General features: G+C 59.8%; 14 protein-coding genes. 9 read left to right on the forward strand and 5 right to left on the reverse strand.

Features of this window, described 5'->3' with window-relative positions; genetic code table 11:
* Positions 1 to 238: 238 nt before the first annotated feature.
* The 3 genes from ACIPV6_RS10720 to ACIPV6_RS10730 all read right to left on the reverse strand — a co-directional run bounded on the left by ACIPV6_RS10720 (position 239) and on the right by ACIPV6_RS10730 (position 3,132).
* On the reverse strand, positions 239 to 562 hold the full coding sequence (locus tag ACIPV6_RS10720) for a hypothetical protein (protein ID WP_400270859.1): 324 nt from the start codon (positions 560 to 562) through the stop codon (positions 239 to 241).
* Entirely contained in the window at positions 534 to 1,772 is a 1,239-nt protein-coding gene (locus ACIPV6_RS10725; RefSeq protein ID WP_400270860.1) for a D-arabinono-1,4-lactone oxidase, read from the reverse strand. The genes ACIPV6_RS10720 and ACIPV6_RS10725 overlap by 29 nt, the downstream gene beginning before the upstream one ends.
* Before the next feature lie 118 nt (positions 1,773 to 1,890).
* Complete coding sequence (locus ACIPV6_RS10730) at positions 1,891 to 3,132, reverse strand: D-arabinono-1,4-lactone oxidase (RefSeq protein WP_400270861.1); 1,242 nt, start codon at positions 3,130 to 3,132, stop codon at positions 1,891 to 1,893.
* 210 nt (positions 3,133 to 3,342) lie between these two features.
* On the opposite strand from ACIPV6_RS10730, the gene ACIPV6_RS10735 reads away from it, so the two are divergent.
* The 4 genes from ACIPV6_RS10735 to ACIPV6_RS10750 all read left to right on the forward strand — a co-directional run bounded on the left by ACIPV6_RS10735 (position 3,343) and on the right by ACIPV6_RS10750 (position 8,562).
* Positions 3,343 to 5,118: a thiamine pyrophosphate-binding protein gene (locus ACIPV6_RS10735; protein ID WP_400270862.1), complete on the forward strand. Its 1,776-nt coding sequence runs from the start codon at positions 3,343 to 3,345 to the stop codon at positions 5,116 to 5,118.
* Between the two features lie 39 nt (positions 5,119 to 5,157).
* On the forward strand, positions 5,158 to 5,631 hold the full coding sequence (locus tag ACIPV6_RS10740) for an Lrp/AsnC family transcriptional regulator (RefSeq protein WP_400270863.1): 474 nt from the start codon (positions 5,158 to 5,160) through the stop codon (positions 5,629 to 5,631).
* Positions 5,632 to 5,907: 276 nt separating this feature from the next.
* Complete coding sequence (locus ACIPV6_RS10745) at positions 5,908 to 7,374, forward strand: APC family permease (RefSeq protein ID WP_400270864.1); 1,467 nt, start codon at positions 5,908 to 5,910, stop codon at positions 7,372 to 7,374.
* A gap of 690 nt (positions 7,375 to 8,064) precedes the next feature.
* Complete coding sequence (locus tag ACIPV6_RS10750) at positions 8,065 to 8,562, forward strand: hypothetical protein (protein WP_400270865.1); 498 nt, start codon at positions 8,065 to 8,067, stop codon at positions 8,560 to 8,562.
* A 335-nt stretch (positions 8,563 to 8,897) separates the two neighbouring features.
* Here the strand turns inward: ACIPV6_RS10750 and ACIPV6_RS10755 are convergent, their stop codons facing one another.
* Positions 8,898 to 9,068 (reverse strand): hypothetical protein, encoded by a 171-nt coding sequence (locus ACIPV6_RS10755; RefSeq protein ID WP_400270866.1) that lies wholly within the window; start codon positions 9,066 to 9,068, stop codon positions 8,898 to 8,900.
* Between the two features lie 879 nt (positions 9,069 to 9,947).
* Between ACIPV6_RS10755 and ACIPV6_RS10760 the strand changes: the two genes are divergently transcribed.
* Both ACIPV6_RS10760 and ACIPV6_RS10765 read left to right on the forward strand, forming a co-directional pair.
* The gene (locus tag ACIPV6_RS10760) at positions 9,948 to 10,700 is read left to right on the forward strand and encodes an EAL domain-containing protein (protein ID WP_400270867.1); all 753 of its coding nucleotides are present in this window, start codon (positions 9,948 to 9,950) and stop codon (positions 10,698 to 10,700) included.
* Positions 10,701 to 11,181: 481 nt separating this feature from the next.
* Positions 11,182 to 11,796, forward strand: a complete 615-nt coding sequence (locus ACIPV6_RS10765) for a helix-turn-helix domain-containing protein (protein WP_400270868.1) — start codon at positions 11,182 to 11,184, stop codon at positions 11,794 to 11,796.
* Between the two features lie 4 nt (positions 11,797 to 11,800).
* Here the strand turns inward: ACIPV6_RS10765 and ACIPV6_RS10770 are convergent, their stop codons facing one another.
* The gene (locus ACIPV6_RS10770) at positions 11,801 to 11,926 is read right to left on the reverse strand and encodes a hypothetical protein (protein ID WP_400270869.1); all 126 of its coding nucleotides are present in this window, start codon (positions 11,924 to 11,926) and stop codon (positions 11,801 to 11,803) included.
* A gap of 529 nt (positions 11,927 to 12,455) precedes the next feature.
* Here ACIPV6_RS10770 and ACIPV6_RS10775 point away from each other — a divergent pair.
* The 3 genes from ACIPV6_RS10775 to ACIPV6_RS10785 are packed head-to-tail and all read left to right on the forward strand — an operon-like array spanning position 12,456 to position 15,451.
* Entirely contained in the window at positions 12,456 to 13,604 is a 1,149-nt protein-coding gene (locus ACIPV6_RS10775) for a glutathione-independent formaldehyde dehydrogenase (protein ID WP_400270870.1), read from the forward strand.
* A 57-nt stretch (positions 13,605 to 13,661) separates the two neighbouring features.
* Positions 13,662 to 14,810: a zinc-dependent alcohol dehydrogenase gene (locus ACIPV6_RS10780; RefSeq protein WP_400270871.1), complete on the forward strand. Its 1,149-nt coding sequence runs from the start codon at positions 13,662 to 13,664 to the stop codon at positions 14,808 to 14,810.
* A gap of 14 nt (positions 14,811 to 14,824) precedes the next feature.
* Entirely contained in the window at positions 14,825 to 15,451 is a 627-nt protein-coding gene (locus ACIPV6_RS10785; protein WP_400270872.1) for a hypothetical protein, read from the forward strand.
* The last annotated feature ends 47 nt before the right edge of the window (positions 15,452 to 15,498 follow it).

The raw sequence follows: 15,498 nt of genomic DNA on the forward strand, positions 1-15,498 counted from the left end.
GACGCTCTTAACCGTTCGGGGTATTCGCTATCGGCGGTTGAGTGGGGTGCATGGAAGACGCTGGGGCAATTCCCGTGTCTGGACGAGAGGGTGAGCCCCGTGTGTTGCAGAGGATGGATCCGAACCCAGTCCTTGCCTCGGTGCTCTGACAGGTATGGCTGGGTGGTGGCCTGCTGACCATCACCCAGCCATTTTTGCGTTGCGATCATTTTGTCGCGACTCCGAGCAGAGATCGTGACTAAATCGGGCTGAGATCTAGTTGGGCGACGCCGGCATTCTCGTTTTGTGGCTCCGTGTTTGCGGTGGCGAGGATCTTCACGTCGCCTTCCATGACGAGCACGCGTTGTTGGCCGTCAACTTGCAGCCAGAAGTAGGAGGCGTCGTCACTGACGTCATCCACAGTGGCGGCCTGCGGGGCGTAACCGTTCCTGAGCACGATGACTCTGTCGCCTGGGTTCAGGTAGAGCCAGTCGTCGTATGTGAGCTGGTGATACCCCAATACAGGATTGGTAGCCTGATCCGTCAGGATGTGATCATTCGAAGAGTGGGCGCAGGTGTTCATTGAGGAATATTCCGGTCGGATCGAGTTCGCGGCGCACCTCACGGAACGGCTCAGCACCGGGCTGGAGTCGATCGAGCCGTGACCGTGTCAGGGTGTGTTCCTTGCCCCAGTGAGGTCGTCCACCGTGCTCGTAGAAAAGTTCCTCGAAGCCTGCCAAGACTGCCTGATACGGTTCGCTGGCTGTTTCAGGAACGGAGAAGATGGCTTTGGGCCCATCGCTGGCCCAGCTGAGGAATGAGTTTTCCTGGGCAACGAACCGCACGTCGATGGGGTGGGCGTAGTCGGGGTGATGGTCCTTGATGAGGGCGCGGACCTTGTTGTAGACGGTTTTGGCTTCCTCAAGAGGGATTGCGAATTCGATCTCACGGTAGCGGAGGTCGTAGTCGAAACTGAGTATCCGGTTCATCCGGTCCCGCCGTTGGAAAGGCCCTGGTCCGACCGTTGGCTGCCCAGGGGTTGAAGCATCGCGCACTGTCGCATAGCAAATTTCCTGGCTGTGCTCAGGTGGGCTGGGGAGCAGTGAGTATGTTTCGGCTGCGCGGGGGCTTGGGAGGTAGTAGAACGAGAAGTTCCTGTGTTTGTGGAGCAGTTCGTCCCAGCTTTCCAGCGCCTCCTCGGGTGTGAGGAAGAAGGAGTCTTCGACCAGGTCGTATGCGGGCAAGGTTTCCAATGTCACTTTTGTGATGACGCCGAGCATGCCGATGGCAAGGGTAGCCGCCCGGAATTGGTCGCCGTCCTTTTCGGAGAGCGTCAGTGTGTCTCCTGAGGCCGTGATGATACGCAGTTCGCGTACCGATGACGATATCGAAGGCAGCGTCAGGCCGGTTCCGTGGACACCGGTGGAGATTGCGCCGGCTATGGAAACTGTCTCCAGTTCGCCCATGTTCCGCAGTGCGGCCCCTGATTCCCACAGGGGATCGAAAAGCTGTGAGAGGTGCATGCTGCCAGGGACGGTGACCGTGGAAGGACCTGTCTGGATCGAACCGTTGAGGCGGACATCGAGCAACACGTCGTCGGTGACCACGACTGGTCCGAATGAGTGGCCTCCTCCTGCAACGCGGACCCCGAGCCCTTCACTGGCCGCCCGGCTGATCGATTCACGAATTTCGTTCTCGGTCTTGACGATCTCCAGACGGGTGGGTTCGCATTGGTGGCCACCCCACCAGTTCGACCATGTGGGTGCTGTTACTTGTTGGGATGTATGGTTCAAGGAATTTCTCCTGTTCGGTTCTTGCGTCTCTCGGAAGTTCATTGATGCAACGCCGCCTCCGGATGGCGGCTGCCTCCGGTGGTGTGTGCCGCCGGGGACTTGCGGCGGTGCTGGGTGTTCAGGCGAAGATGGTCTTCAGGTGCGGGTTGAGGAACATGCCGTTCGGGTCCAGTTCCCGGCGGATTTCCACGAATCGGTCAAAGTCCGGGAAGACAGCACGGGCGTTTGACTCTGTCAGGGCGTGCTCTTTGCCCCAGTGCGGCCGGCCACCGCGTTCGAGGAAGAAGGCTTCAGCACGTCCCAGGACCGAGGAATATGGGGCTTTGGGGTCGTCTGAAAGGGAGAAGACGACTCGTGGTCCGCCTCCGTACGCGCTCAAGTAGGCATCGTCACCGGCAACGAAGCGAACGTTCATGGGGAACGCATAATCCGGATGATCTCGACGCAGCATCTCACGCAGTGCGATGAACGTCTCCTTCCCGATGTCGTAGGGAACGGCGTACTCAATTTCGCGGTAGTTCGGATCAAATTCGATGGTCAGGATTCGATTCATTCTGTCCCTGCGAACGTGGGGAACACCATCGTGGGGATGGGATTGACCTGGCGCGACGGCATCTACGAGGGTTGAATAGCAAACGTCAGAGGACCCTGCCGGCAGATGCTCGAGTTGGTCGGCAAAGGCGGCCGCGGCCGCAGGAGTGGCGATGTAGTAGAAGTTCCAGTGGCGGTGCTTGGCAAGGATTTCTTCCCAGCCATCCAGCACTTCGTCCACACTCATCAGGATTGAGTGCTCGACCAGGTCATAGGCCGGCACCACTTCAAGGGTTAGCTCGGTGAAGATCCCCAGCATGCCTATGGAGACCTGGGCCGCGCGCAGCAGTTCCGGCGTCGATTCACGAGATAGCTCCAGCAGATCCCCCGATGCCGTCACCAGCTGTGCCGCCACCACGGATGCCGAGGTACAAGGCAGTGAGATTCCTGTGCCATGAGCCCCCGTTGAGACAGCACCGGCGATGGTGCTGTCGGCCAACTCGCCCATGTTCTTCATCGCGAATCCGGCATCCCACAGGGGATCGAAGATTTGGCTCAGCCGCCGTCCGGCACCAAGAGTCATCAGCTGGTTCCCGGAGTCGACATCGAAGCGGCCTTGAACGTTTTCCAAGTCCAGCAGGATTCCCTTGGTCGGTACCACTGCCGGCAGGGAGTGCCCTCCCCCGACAGCCCGCACCTCCTGTTTCGCTGCCGCTGCGCGGGCGATGATCTCTTGGGTCTCTGTAGCGTCCAGCGGCCATTCCCGCTCCGCGGGTCGGCAGGACTGATTGCCAAACCAGTTGGTCCATTCAGTTCGTGTCAGTTCCATCGGTTTCCTCCAATTACGTGCACAGCACCACATCGACGATGATGCGGTTTCCGCAATCTTGGCACGTCATGACTTTGGAAGTCGATAGTTTTATTAAATTTTCCTTGCGTTTCCGTTACCTGCAGGCATACGCTGTGCGGTATCCAAAGAGTGATGTAAGTCATTCGAAGTACAGATAGGGAGTAAGTTTTGGAGCTGACAGGCGGCCAAATGATCGTTGACTACCTCATACGTGAGGGGGTCGAGTACGTGTTCACGATTCCGGGGCACGGCAATACCGCGCTGCTGGATGCATTCGTGGACCGCAAGGACGAAATTACGGTCCTACCGGCCATGCATGAGCAGGGCGCCGTACACATGGCAGCGGCCCAGTACCGGGCTGCGGGCAAGATTGCTGCCGCCTGTGTCTCCATCGGGCCGGGTGCCACGAACACCCTGACGGCGCTGGCCGGCGCCTACACCGATTCCGTACCGGTTCTCTTGCTCACTGGAGGTGTGCACACGTATATGGTCGGGCGGGGCACGTTCCAAGAGATCGACCGCCCGCACGGTTCGAACTTTCCCAGGATGGCAGAACCAGTGGTTAAGAGGTGGTGGCAGCCCTCCCGAGTTGATCAGCTGGGCTTCACCTTGTCCCAGGCGTTCAGCGCCATGACTGAGGGCCGTCCCGGGCCGGTTCTAATCGATGTCCCACAGGATGTCCAAGCCGAGAGCGCCGTGTGGGAACCGCCGACGCCGGTGTGCAGCGCGAGGAAGTCCCGTCCGTTCGGCGATCCGGCGGCCGTGGCTGCGGCCGCCAAACTGCTGGCGACCGCTGAGCGGCCAGTCATTCTCGCCGGTGGTGGTGTCATCCTGTCGGAGGCTTCGCCGGCGCTTGCCAAGGTCGCCGAGTTCCTCGGCGCGCCCGTCATCCACTCCTATCAAGGAAAGGGTGCCTTCCCTGCGGACCATGACCTTTATGCAGGTGGCTGCGGTGACATCGGGACCGACGCAGGTAACGCCATGGCACGTTCTGCAGACGTTCTGCTGGCCGTAGGTTGCCGGTTCACCGACCGGGTCTCTTCCTCATACCGGCCGGGAATCACCTTCGACATACCGGGCGGGACACGTCTTATCCACGTGGACATCGACGCCTTCGAAATTGGTAAGAACTATCCGGCCGAGATTGGTATCAACGGGGACGCCAAGGCGGTGCTTGAGAGCCTCGAGAAGACCCTCAGTTCCGAGCACGAACCACGGGACTACCGTTCCAGCGCACAGTATGCCGAGCTGACAGAGCTCCGTGCAGGTTGGGAAATCAAACTCGACCCGGCCCGCTCTGATGATCAGCAGCCGGTTACCGTCTCGCGGGCCTTGGCTGAAATGGCAGCCGCGCTACCCCGCGACACTATCCTCGTCACCGACACCGGTTACTGCGCAGATCAGGCATTCAACGAATTTCCTGTCTACGAACCCCGGCACAACATTGTCTCGGGGGCGATGTCGGAAATGGGCTTCGCCATTCCGACAGCGATCGGCGCCCGCCTGGCCCGTCCGGAAGCACCCGTTCTAGCCTTCGTTGGAGACGGCAGCCTTCTCCAGACAGGCACCGAACTTGCCGTTGCAGCAATGCTCGATCTACCACTCGTTGTGCTGGCCCTTAACAACGGAGGCTGGGACTCCGTACGCGACACCCAGCTGCTCCAACACGGCTCAGACCGCCATCTTGCCACCGACTTCCGCGAAATTGGTGCCACACCGTACTTCGCTGATCTCTGCGGGCTGGCCAAGTCCCTGGGCTGCGAGGCCGAGCGGGTTGATGACCCCGCCGAAATCGGGACGGCGCTCAAGCGGGCCTTCGAAGCGCGTCGGCCGGTGCTCATTGAAGTAAGGTCGGCAAATGAGATACCCCGAACGATGATGCAACAGACCGGATGGTGGGACGTTACAATTCCCGAGTACCTCACGGATTCCCGCGCCACGTACGAGGAAAAGCGCGGCTTCTGACCGACGGGGTGGTCATCAGCACGACAGAAAGGGCAGCCCATGTCGATCGAAGCCATCGACGAGCAGAACGTGCTCGACGAACTTGACCGCATGATCGTTCAGCGGCTCCAAGTCGACGGACGGGCTTCCTACCGCAGTATCGCTGACGAAATCGGAACCTCCGAAACTACCGTGCGGAACCGCATGCGCAGGCTACTCGACGAAGACCTGATCCAAGTCGTGACCGTTGTCAGGCCGATGACCGCCCCAACCACCATCATCACGATGTACCGCCTGAAAGTAACCGGCGATCCCCAGCACGTCGCAGAAAAAGTCAGTGCAATGCCCGAATGCACGTTCCTCGCCCTGACATCAGGCGGCAGCGACATCATCGTTGAACTGGTAGCCCACGACCGCGCTGGAATGTACCAACTATGGCGCGACATCCATTCGCTGGAGGGCGTCGTCGAAGTCGAGGGCGACACCTACCTGAAGGTATTCAAGCAACTCTACAAGGGCCCCAGCTACCTCTAGGCCCACCGCACCAGTACCAAAGCTGCCACCGGCCGTGGCTCCTTCCGCCACCCCTGCTCGCCCGATAGATCATCGAGGCGCACCGGCATGGGGGCCATACAGCGCACCCCGCCTCAACGCCCCGACAGTCTTTGGCGTCCCCTCAGACCTGCAATCCCCGAAACCTGGTCCGCCAAGTCCATGGCACGGTCGGCAGCCCGGTCCTCAAGAAAGGACCTGCATTGCATTCCCGCAAGAACTCTCTCCATTCACACCGTTCTATCAAGGAGGATAGACATGGAAACACAAAAGCCTGAAGAGATACCAACGGAGGCCACAGCAACGGAACCCCGTTCGCAATACACACTTCGGGGGCGGATGGGCACCTTCGGCCTCCTGACAACCGTACTGGCATTCACAGCCCCGCTGGGTATCGTGTTCGGCTTCATTCCGGTGAACATCTCATTCGGCATCAGCGTCCCGATCATGTTTCTCGGTGTGGCCCTGCTCGTCGCGCTGTTCGCCGCCGGATTCACTGCCATGACGAAAGCAATACCCCGTCCAGGAGCCTTCTACACCTACATCTGCGAAGGACTCGGCCGGCCTATGGGACTGGGCAGCTCCTTCCTTGCAATAGGCACATACGGAGTCAACACCATCTCCTGCATCGTTGTCGCCGGAATATCCGCCAACAACCTCATATCGGCCTTTGTGGGAGACGCAACTGTGCCGTGGTGGGTCTGGAGCCTGGCCTTTCTCGTTATCTCCAGTGTGCTCAGTTACTTCAACATCGAACTCTCAGCGAAGATTCTCTCGGTAATCCTCGTCATCGAAGTCACCATCGTGGCCATCTTTGATTTCGTCATGATCGCTAACGGCGGGCCAGAAGGTAACACCTTCGAACCCTGGAACCCTGCCAACATCATCACGCCGTCAGTAGGCATCCTTTTGCTCTTCACCATCGGTGTGTTCAACGGCTTTGAAGCGACGGCAATCTACCGCGACGAAGTCCGGAACCCGTCCAAGACCATCCCTCGGGCCACGTTCCTGACCGTCGGATTCCTCGGCGTTTTCTACGCCATCTCCGGATACGCCCTCATACTGTCCACAGGAACCTCCCAAGCCGTGGCCACGGCGAAGGCGGATCCCACCGGGATCATGCCCGCGGCAATCACGCAGTACTTCGGAGTTTTCGCCAACCAACTGGTATCAATCCTGATCATCACCAGCTTCTTCGCATCCCTGCTCTCACTGCAAAACATCATCACCCGCTACGCACACTCACTATCAGTGGACGGGATCTTCCCGAAGCGGCTGGCACGAGTCCACGAAGTCCACGGATCCCCCTACCGGTCAGCCATGGCCGTAAGCCTCGCACTGCTCGTAGCCCTGATCATCCTCATCGTTTCCCAAGGCGACCCAAATGCGCTCTACGCGGGGGCTGCCGGGGTCGCGTTCTACGGAATTATTCTTCTGCTGTTCCTCACGGGAATCGCGGTCATCGTCTACTTCCGACGCAACCGGACCACGACATTCTCAGTGTGGAGAACGCTGGTGGCACCAATCATCTCCATCCTGGCGATCGGCACTGCACTACTGCTCGCCACCTTCAACATGGAGTACCTCGTCGCCGGTGACCCGCTCTTGCTCAACGCACTGCTGCTTGTCAGTTACATCCTGCTGGGTTCAGGTGTCATCACGGCCCTAGTCCTGCGCAAGAAAGGATCACCACTATACCGACGGATAGGACGCGCGGTTGAATAACCCAAAACCCTCCCTCGCAAGCGACGTCAGGTAAGGAACCGACGGGATGCTAATGCACCCGCGCAATAACGCGCGGGTGCATTTCCGCGGGCAGACAGCTCAGCCCAATTTTTCGGATCTCGGCGAGCCTAGGGCTGCCAAGAGCGGAGGCGGGTTGGCCGCAGCCCGTCGTGCTGATTGTCATTGGAAGCACACCCCAACCTGACGATAAGACCGCTTGACGTGGGAGGACTCGGCCTTCGAAGGAGACACACAATGATTGCAGGATGTCCGCCGGCGGTCGCACTGTGTGATCTGGGCGCCGAAAGACCCTGAGTCCCATTCAAATGGTTCAAGTTCCTCGAACTACTGTCTCGTTTTCGGGTTTATCAGCCTTCGTCTCGGCCCTGAACTGTCAGGATGAGATCTCTGGACGTCGTGTGCCACTGTCAGATAAATCAAGGCTTCGCCCTAGCCGGACACCGGTGGACAGCGATGGCCTGGTTTCGAACTGCCTATGGGTTGGCGATCTCAATCGCTCCCTCTCCTGGGGGAGTTTTCATCGGCGTTTCAAGTAGGCCGCCAAGCGTCAGGATCGGATGGGAGCATTGCGCATGGAGTTCACCAAGTCCATGCCGCCAACGTACCTGGTTGGGCCAACAACGATTCAGGGACGTTCCTGCTGAATGATTCAAGCAGTAGTATCGCGGCATGGAAGATTCGGATCAGAACGAGCGGGCAAAGGTAAGGATGTTTCCCGACTACGCAGAGACGGTGCTGTGGTTTGGTGGGCCAGTGGATTATGACAGGACGGGGCTCGCCGAGTCGCTCGTTCGCGACCTCCGGGCCTGGGAAGATTCGTACTACGCCGCGTTGGCTCCGGATCTAGGCTGGAAGTCCCCGCACGAGGCAACAAGGTTCACTGAACAGGGAGAACATCTGGCCCAACGGGTGGCGGATGAACTTGGTGATAAATACGAAGTTGAGTTCACGCCATATGTAGAGAATGCACAGCCCCGCAGGTTCCACGGGACCAAGGCTCCCAATCCCCGAGCCGTCACCGCTTTCGATGTCCTGGCCACGAAGATCCGAATTGAACAGAACCAAATGAATCGTCTGGAAGCCGAGAAGGACGGAAGTCTGACCGCTTATGCTCCTTCGTCTAACACGATTTTCATGCCGCCAAAGGGCAAAGACGCCGGTAAATAGCGGCACGGCAGGACTTGGGCGTAATTGGAAGGGCTCAGGGTTGTCATTGGTAATCAATGACACGTCTGGGCATTGATTTTGGCATCTTTTCCGTTAGCCGACTCACCGGGTGGTACGAACTGTTGCCCGTTTATCCAGACCGTTAGCTTTTCTGATTCCTGGGACTGCTGTGACCCGGTAATCTCGGTTGAAACCCTTGCCGGAAATTGAGACGCGTGGGCTGACGGTCCGATCAATCCAAGCAAAACGGCCAGAACAGCGGTTTGCAACCAGAGCGTTTTTCTCATCGTTCTCCCCTTGAACGTAAAGTCAAAACTGAGTAGTTTCCGGTAAACCTAACTTGGGAAATCCTCCGCGTCCAGTACTGAGCGGTTTTGTTTCGTGGCCAGGCCGTTGGCAAAGTTCACCCCGGCAACCCCGAGCACCACCAACCCGATCATGGCCGGAATCACGAACGCCCGGCGCAACTCCGCCCGGTTCTGCCTCCGGTCCTCACGCTCATCCATGCGTTGATCCCCGCAGCCAACACCCAGCCCTTCCCCGCCTGTGCGTGCCCCCATCCTACGAAGCCGGTCCAGCCGCCCTCAATCGAAGAACACCGCCGACCGTCCGGGTTTTCTTCAAGACATGGGGTCAAAGAAGTTCAAAGGAAAGCTAAAGTAATTCGGCGCCGAATGGATCATCTAATTATCTACACCCCAACCTGACGCTGCGTGCTGCTGAGATGGGGAAACTCTTGTTCGCGGAGCGATTTTCGAACGACTTGCTGGCTGTCCCCGGTCGCAACATACTGCCCGAGGCGTCTGCTGACCCAGTTGCGCAGATTGGCGGGAGTCTTTATGTCCCCGTGGCCTACTTTTTTGGGAGTTTCCTGCCGTCAGGATTGTCAGGATTGTCAGGATGGGATCTTAGGACAGGGTGGGCCCCTGTCAGTAAAGGTGAGTTTCCACCCCATTCTGACAGGGATGCAAGGACTGCAAGGTCAGAGCGCCGCCTCGGGAGCCGAGTCTCTGCGTCGACCATCTGATCAATTGGTGTGAGGACCGTCGGGTCCAGGCACGCTTGGACTGACCGGCGGACCGGTGAGAGGTGGGTGTACTGCGGTGGGTGAGAGCATGTGCCGGATGAGGCTGGCGCTTGCCCCAGGCCTGTGCCCCTTCTGGTGATGTATCTGCCGCCGAGGGCGCGTGCGTCGCATTGTAGTCCCCATTCCGCCCCGCGTGTTGGGGGGGACGGCCGGACGGAACGGGAACATTGAAAGCCTAGCTTCGACACGGAAGCCGTTTGGTCGGTGTTGATATCAATGTGTGCAGAACTTTTGAGCCACTGCATCACTCTGTGCAGCCAGTTGGACATTTCCCTGCCGTGCACCGAAAGTAGCAGCCATGCATTCGACACTGTCCACTGCGTTCCAGCCGATCCGTGCGCTGGACACCGGTCTTGTTTTAGGCGTTGAAGCGCTCACACGGTTCGCCGGGCGGCCAGGCCAATCCCCCGGGATGTCGTTCGAGACGGCCTCCTTGGCAGGGTGCGTCGTTGAACTTGAGTTTCGGGCAATGGAGGCAGCGCTCATCGCGGCTGCTGTCCTGCCTCCGCATGTCTACGTTTCCGTGAATCTTTCGCCACAGTCGTGCCTTGACCCGCGGCTGGATGAGGTGATTGGGAATGCCAGAGTCAGGCCCCGACGGGTTGTTCTGGAACTTACCGAGCACAGCCGCATAACGGACTACGATGCACTCCGTGCCTCTTTGGCGCGGGTAAGAGCAGCCGGCCTGAGAATCGCTGTCGATGACACTGGCGCGGGCTTCGCCTCCATGCGCCATGTCCTCGAACTCAAGCCGGACTTCATCAAGCTTGACCGGGGGATCATTGGCGGCATCGATACCGATTACGCGAAGAGGGCTTTCGGAGTGGCCATGGTCGGGTTCTCTTCCAGCACGGGAGCCATTTTGGTTGCCGAAGGAATCGAGAGGGAAGGGGAACTTGCCACCCTAAGGGAGATTGGTGTCCCGGCAGGGCAGGGTTTCCTGCTCGGGAGTCCCACTGTCTTGAACTCCGCCACGGATGCACATGAGCTTATTACCGGGAACCTAGACTGGAGTGTCCCCCAAACGCAGAAAATGCCGCCCCTGCATTGAATTCTGCTCAACCACGCCTGCCCGGCAGTTAAAAGGCCTTCACTTCATGAACACCCCGCCTGCTACACGCCCCAGAGAACCGCGTTCGGAAACCCTGCACCGCATGAGAGGGCTGCGGCACTACGGCGTCCCGGCAGGATTGAGCCTTGAAGAGAAGTTTGAACACTGGCGGTGTTGGTATGGAAGCGCGATAGACACTCCGGCACGGCTGGAGAAAACGGAACGGCTTATTCGCCCGGGTTTCAATCCGACTGCTGTAAGCCTGGAGGGTCCCGGCTTCAGCCTTGTGGATGTCAACAATGAGCCGGTTGCCTGCCACTGGAGTGCACCTTCCACTTCCCAGAGCTGGTTGCTGTATTTCCGGAGTTCGTGCGCCGGGTTCAGCTTCTCCGGTCGCTCCGAAGAGATCGCCCCTGGCACCGTGAGGTTCATGGGCCACTCGTCCCCCGGAAGTTTCCATGCACCAGCTGGGCTTAGTGCAATGCGGATCCACTTCGACCGTGACCTTCTGGGCTTGAACGACCGGTCAATGAAGCGCCTGGAGAGCCTCGCGGACATCAGGGAACACCCGTTGGTGAGCGCACTCATCCTTCCAGCAATGTCAGGCTGGCAAAGTGCCGGCCTGGAACGGGAGTTGTCGCGGCTGCAGCCGGTTTTCCGCTCATTGCTGACCGCCCTTACAGGCTCATTGCTGGAAGTACCCGTCGCCGACGCAGACACTAAACCGGCCCGCATCGCAGCAATCAAAAAGTTCATTCGGCGGAATTTCAGGAACCCTTCACTGGACGTGGACGAAATCGTGGCGTATGCATTCCTCTCCCGCAGGGCCCTCTACTACCTTTTCGAAGACGAAGACCTCCCGGTGAACAAATACATACGGGCGCTAAGAACCTTAGAAGCTTTGGAACTCCTTGCCGAACCAAACTCCTGGAAGCGATCGCTGGGGAACATTGCAGAGGTCAGCGGATTCACGAACCTTCAGGCCATGCGACGTGCCGTCAGGGAGACAACCGGGCTCTCGCTGCGCGAGTTACAGGACAATTCCGGGCTGCCCATGGTCCATGCCGCCGAGCTCAGAGAACGGATCGGCCACTGAGCACCTACGATCCGTCCTGTCCGTCGTCGTTAGCGGGGACATCTGGATCAGGAGCGTCGTGCACTCTTTTAGGGATCTTGCCCTCAACGTCCGCAGGTACCGGAGGATCCTTCTCGTCATCAGTCGACATGAGCCAAGGATAAACGGATCACTGCGCTTGGTGGATGGCAACGGTAATCCTCGTGGGGCACCTCTGCGCCACCGCCACTGCCACTGGACTGATGGCTGGACGGGCAGGCGGCATCAGCCTGGACCGGACGGAGGGACCCGGCGGAATCGATCCCAGACCGGCTTGCATCCCAACGGCACCCTCACCCACCGGGAGGTGGGCGACCAGATATACACCCGCTCCCTACGCCAGCCGCCCCCGTATCGAACATCAATCAGCCAGCGGGACACCCAGTGCCCTCGCCCCCTCGACATACATTATAAGGATGCTTACGATTAAGCCGTGGTAGCTACTTTTCGCTAGGGATACGGTCGGCCGGGTTTGTCCCGGGCGGCCAACAACCTCATAACCTCAGGCCGCCTGCTCTTTCGTGGGGCAGGGGTCCTAAATTACCCACTCCCGCCAGGCTCATGCCGGTACACCTGGCTGTCTTGCGCCTTGGGCAACTCCGTGCATGCTGCCGGGGGTGGCACAGGAAGAGAGCGGAACAATGAAGGCAGTAGTTTACAAAGGACCAAACGATGTCAGCGTCGAGGAGATCCCCGATGCCAAGATTGAGCACCCCGCCGACGTGCTGGTGAGAATCACCTCGGCGAACATCTGCGGTTCGGACCTCCACATGTACGAGGGACGGACGAGCTTTGAGCCCGGACGGTCCTTCGGCCACGAAAACCTGGGGGAGGTGGTGGAGGTTGGGGCCGCGGTAAGCAAAGTCAAAGTAGGTGAGCGCGTGGTCCTGCCATTCAACATCGCCTGCGGATTCTGCAAGAACTGCGAACGCGGCTACACCAACTACTGCCTGACCATGCAACCTGAGCCAAAGCTCGCCGGCGCCGCCTACGGCTTCGCAGACATGGGCCCGTACCAGGGCGGACAAGCCGAGTACCTCAGGGTTCCTTACGGCGACTTCAACTGCCTGCGGCTTGGCGAGGACGCCGAGGAAAAAGAACTCGACTACGTCATGCTGGCGGACATCTTCCCGACGGGCTGGCACGCCACGGAGATGGCAGGCGTGTACCCCGGCGACTCTGTGGTCATCTATGGCGGCGGCCCTGTCGGACTCATGGCCGCGTACTCGGCCGTCATCAAGGGCGCGGGCAAGGTCATGGTGGTGGACCGCCAGAAGGACCGGTTGAAGCTTGCCGAACAGATCGGTGCCATACCGGTGAATGATGCGGAAATCGATCCTGTGGAATTCGTCAAGGACCAGACCATGGGATTCGGCGCGGACAGGGGATGTGAATGCGTTGGGTACCAGGCCCACGACCCTGAAGGCAACGAACACCCCAACCAAACCCTGAACCGGCTGGTCGACTCCGTCCGTTTTGTGGGCGGCATCGGGGTGGTAGGCGTCTTCCTGCCGCAAGATCCGGGTGGCCCCGACGAGCTGGAGAAGCAGGGCCAAGTCGCTTTCGACTACGGAAACTACTGGTTCAAAGGCCAGACGATGGGCTCCGGCCAGTGTCCCGTCAAGAAATACAACCGTCCACTCCGCGATCTCATCGCGGGTGGAAAGGCCAGCCCCTCCTTCATTGTCAGCCACGAGCTGACCCTGGACGAGGCGCCCGAAGGCTACCGCAACTTCGACAGCCGCGAAGACGGCTGGACCAAAGTGGTCCTCCACCCCGCCGGGGCCTGAGAGGCCGGAGATGAGAACGTTCATGTCGAAACGTCCAATGCAAGGGGCTTGGAATCGATGAAAGCAATGGTTTACCGCGGCCCGTACAAAGTACGGGTCGAAGAAAAAGACATTCCAAAGACTGAACATCCAAACGACGCGATCGTCCAGGTCAGCAGGGGCGCCATTTGCGGCTCCGATCTACACCTCTACCACGGCATGATGCCGGACACCCGGGTTGGCATGACCTTTGGTCACGAGTTCGTAGGCACGGTCCACGAGGTGGGCTCCTCCGTGCAGAACCTGGCGGTGGGCGACCGCGTCATGGTGCCGTTCAACGTCTACTGCGGTTCCTGCTACTTCTGCGCCCGCGGCCTTTATTCGAACTGCCACAACGTCAACCCCAATGCGACGGCGGTGGGCGGCATTTACGGCTACTCCCACACCTGCGGCGGTTACGACGGCGGCCAAGCGGAATTCGTGCGCGTCCCCTTTGCTGATGTGGGGCCCTCGAAGATCCCGGAATGGATGGACGAAGAGGACGCGGTACTGCTCACCGACGCCTGCCCCACCGGCTACTTCGGCGCCCAGCTCGGCGACATTGCCGAAGGCGACACCGTGGTGGTGTTCGGCGCCGGCCCGGTAGGCCTGTTCGCGGCCAAGTCCTCCTGGCTCATGGGGGCAGGACGGGTGATCGTGGTGGACCACCTGGAATACCGGCTGGAGAAGGCACGCAGCTTCGCCCACGCCGAGACACTCAACTTCGCCGAGTACGGCGACATTGTGGTCCACCTCAAGAAGGAAACCGACTACCTGGGTGCCGACGTCGTCATCGACGCCGTCGGGGCAGAAGCGGACGGCAACTTCCTCCAACACGTCACCGCGTCGAAGCTCAAGCTGCAGGGCGGCTCCCCCGTCGCGCTGAACTGGGCCATCGACTCGGTCCGCAAAGGCGGCACGGTATCTGTCGTGGGCGCGTACGGGCCCATCTTCAGCGCCGTGAAATTCGGCGACGCGATGAACAAGGGCCTGACACTGCGGATGAACCAATGCCCGGTCAAACGCCAATGGCCACGCCTCTTCGAGCACATCCGAAACGGGTACCTGAAACCAAGCGACATCGTGACCCACCGCATTCCGCTTGAACACATCGCAGAGGGATACCACATGTTCTCCGCCAAACTGGACAACATCATCAAGCCGCTCGTTGTCGCCGGCCATTCCTGAAGGGACACCCCATCATGACTGAGACAGCCACACCCTATATCCCCAACAAGCGCGTCCCGTCGAAGTCCGCAGAAGAACTGCGGGCCCGAATCCCCGGGTGGGGCGCGGACCTCGACCCCGCCGACCGACCCTCCTACCCCCGCGAACAACCCGGCATCGAAACCGGCGCACGCTGGGACTTCCCCGAACGCCAACCGGAGAAATGGCCACGCGAACGATCCATCGAACACGCTTTCCTACCCCCAGTCTTCGGAACCTCGACACCGCCCGCCGGCCTGTCGGGTGCCATCCGAAAATACGCCTACAAGTACAGCGAAGGCCGGGCCGCGCACTGGCTCCTGCTCATCGCCGCCGACCGGGTAGACGCAGGGGAACACCACCTGAAATCCCTTGCCACCCGGCATCCCGACAACCCCATGACCGAAACCGGGGTAGTCAGCGAGTTCCGCCGGGGTGGCTTGAGCTCACGCACCGCGCAAAACCGCGCGGACGTCAACCATCGATGGATGGACCCCATCATCGTGGCCGGGCCCTGGGTGATGGCGGCCGTCGGGCTCACAGCGGCGGCCTATAAGACCCTGCGAAAGAAGCGCATACACACTGACAACCGCTCCGCGGCAAAGACGGAAAACAAACGGTAACAGCAGCGAAGCGCGCCGCAGCTCCTGCCGCGGTGACCCACGCGAAG

Origin of the sequence: Paenarthrobacter sp. NPDC089988, from assembly GCF_044748465.1 — a bacterium.
Taxonomy (GTDB): Bacteria; Actinomycetota; Actinomycetes; order Actinomycetales; family Micrococcaceae; genus Arthrobacter.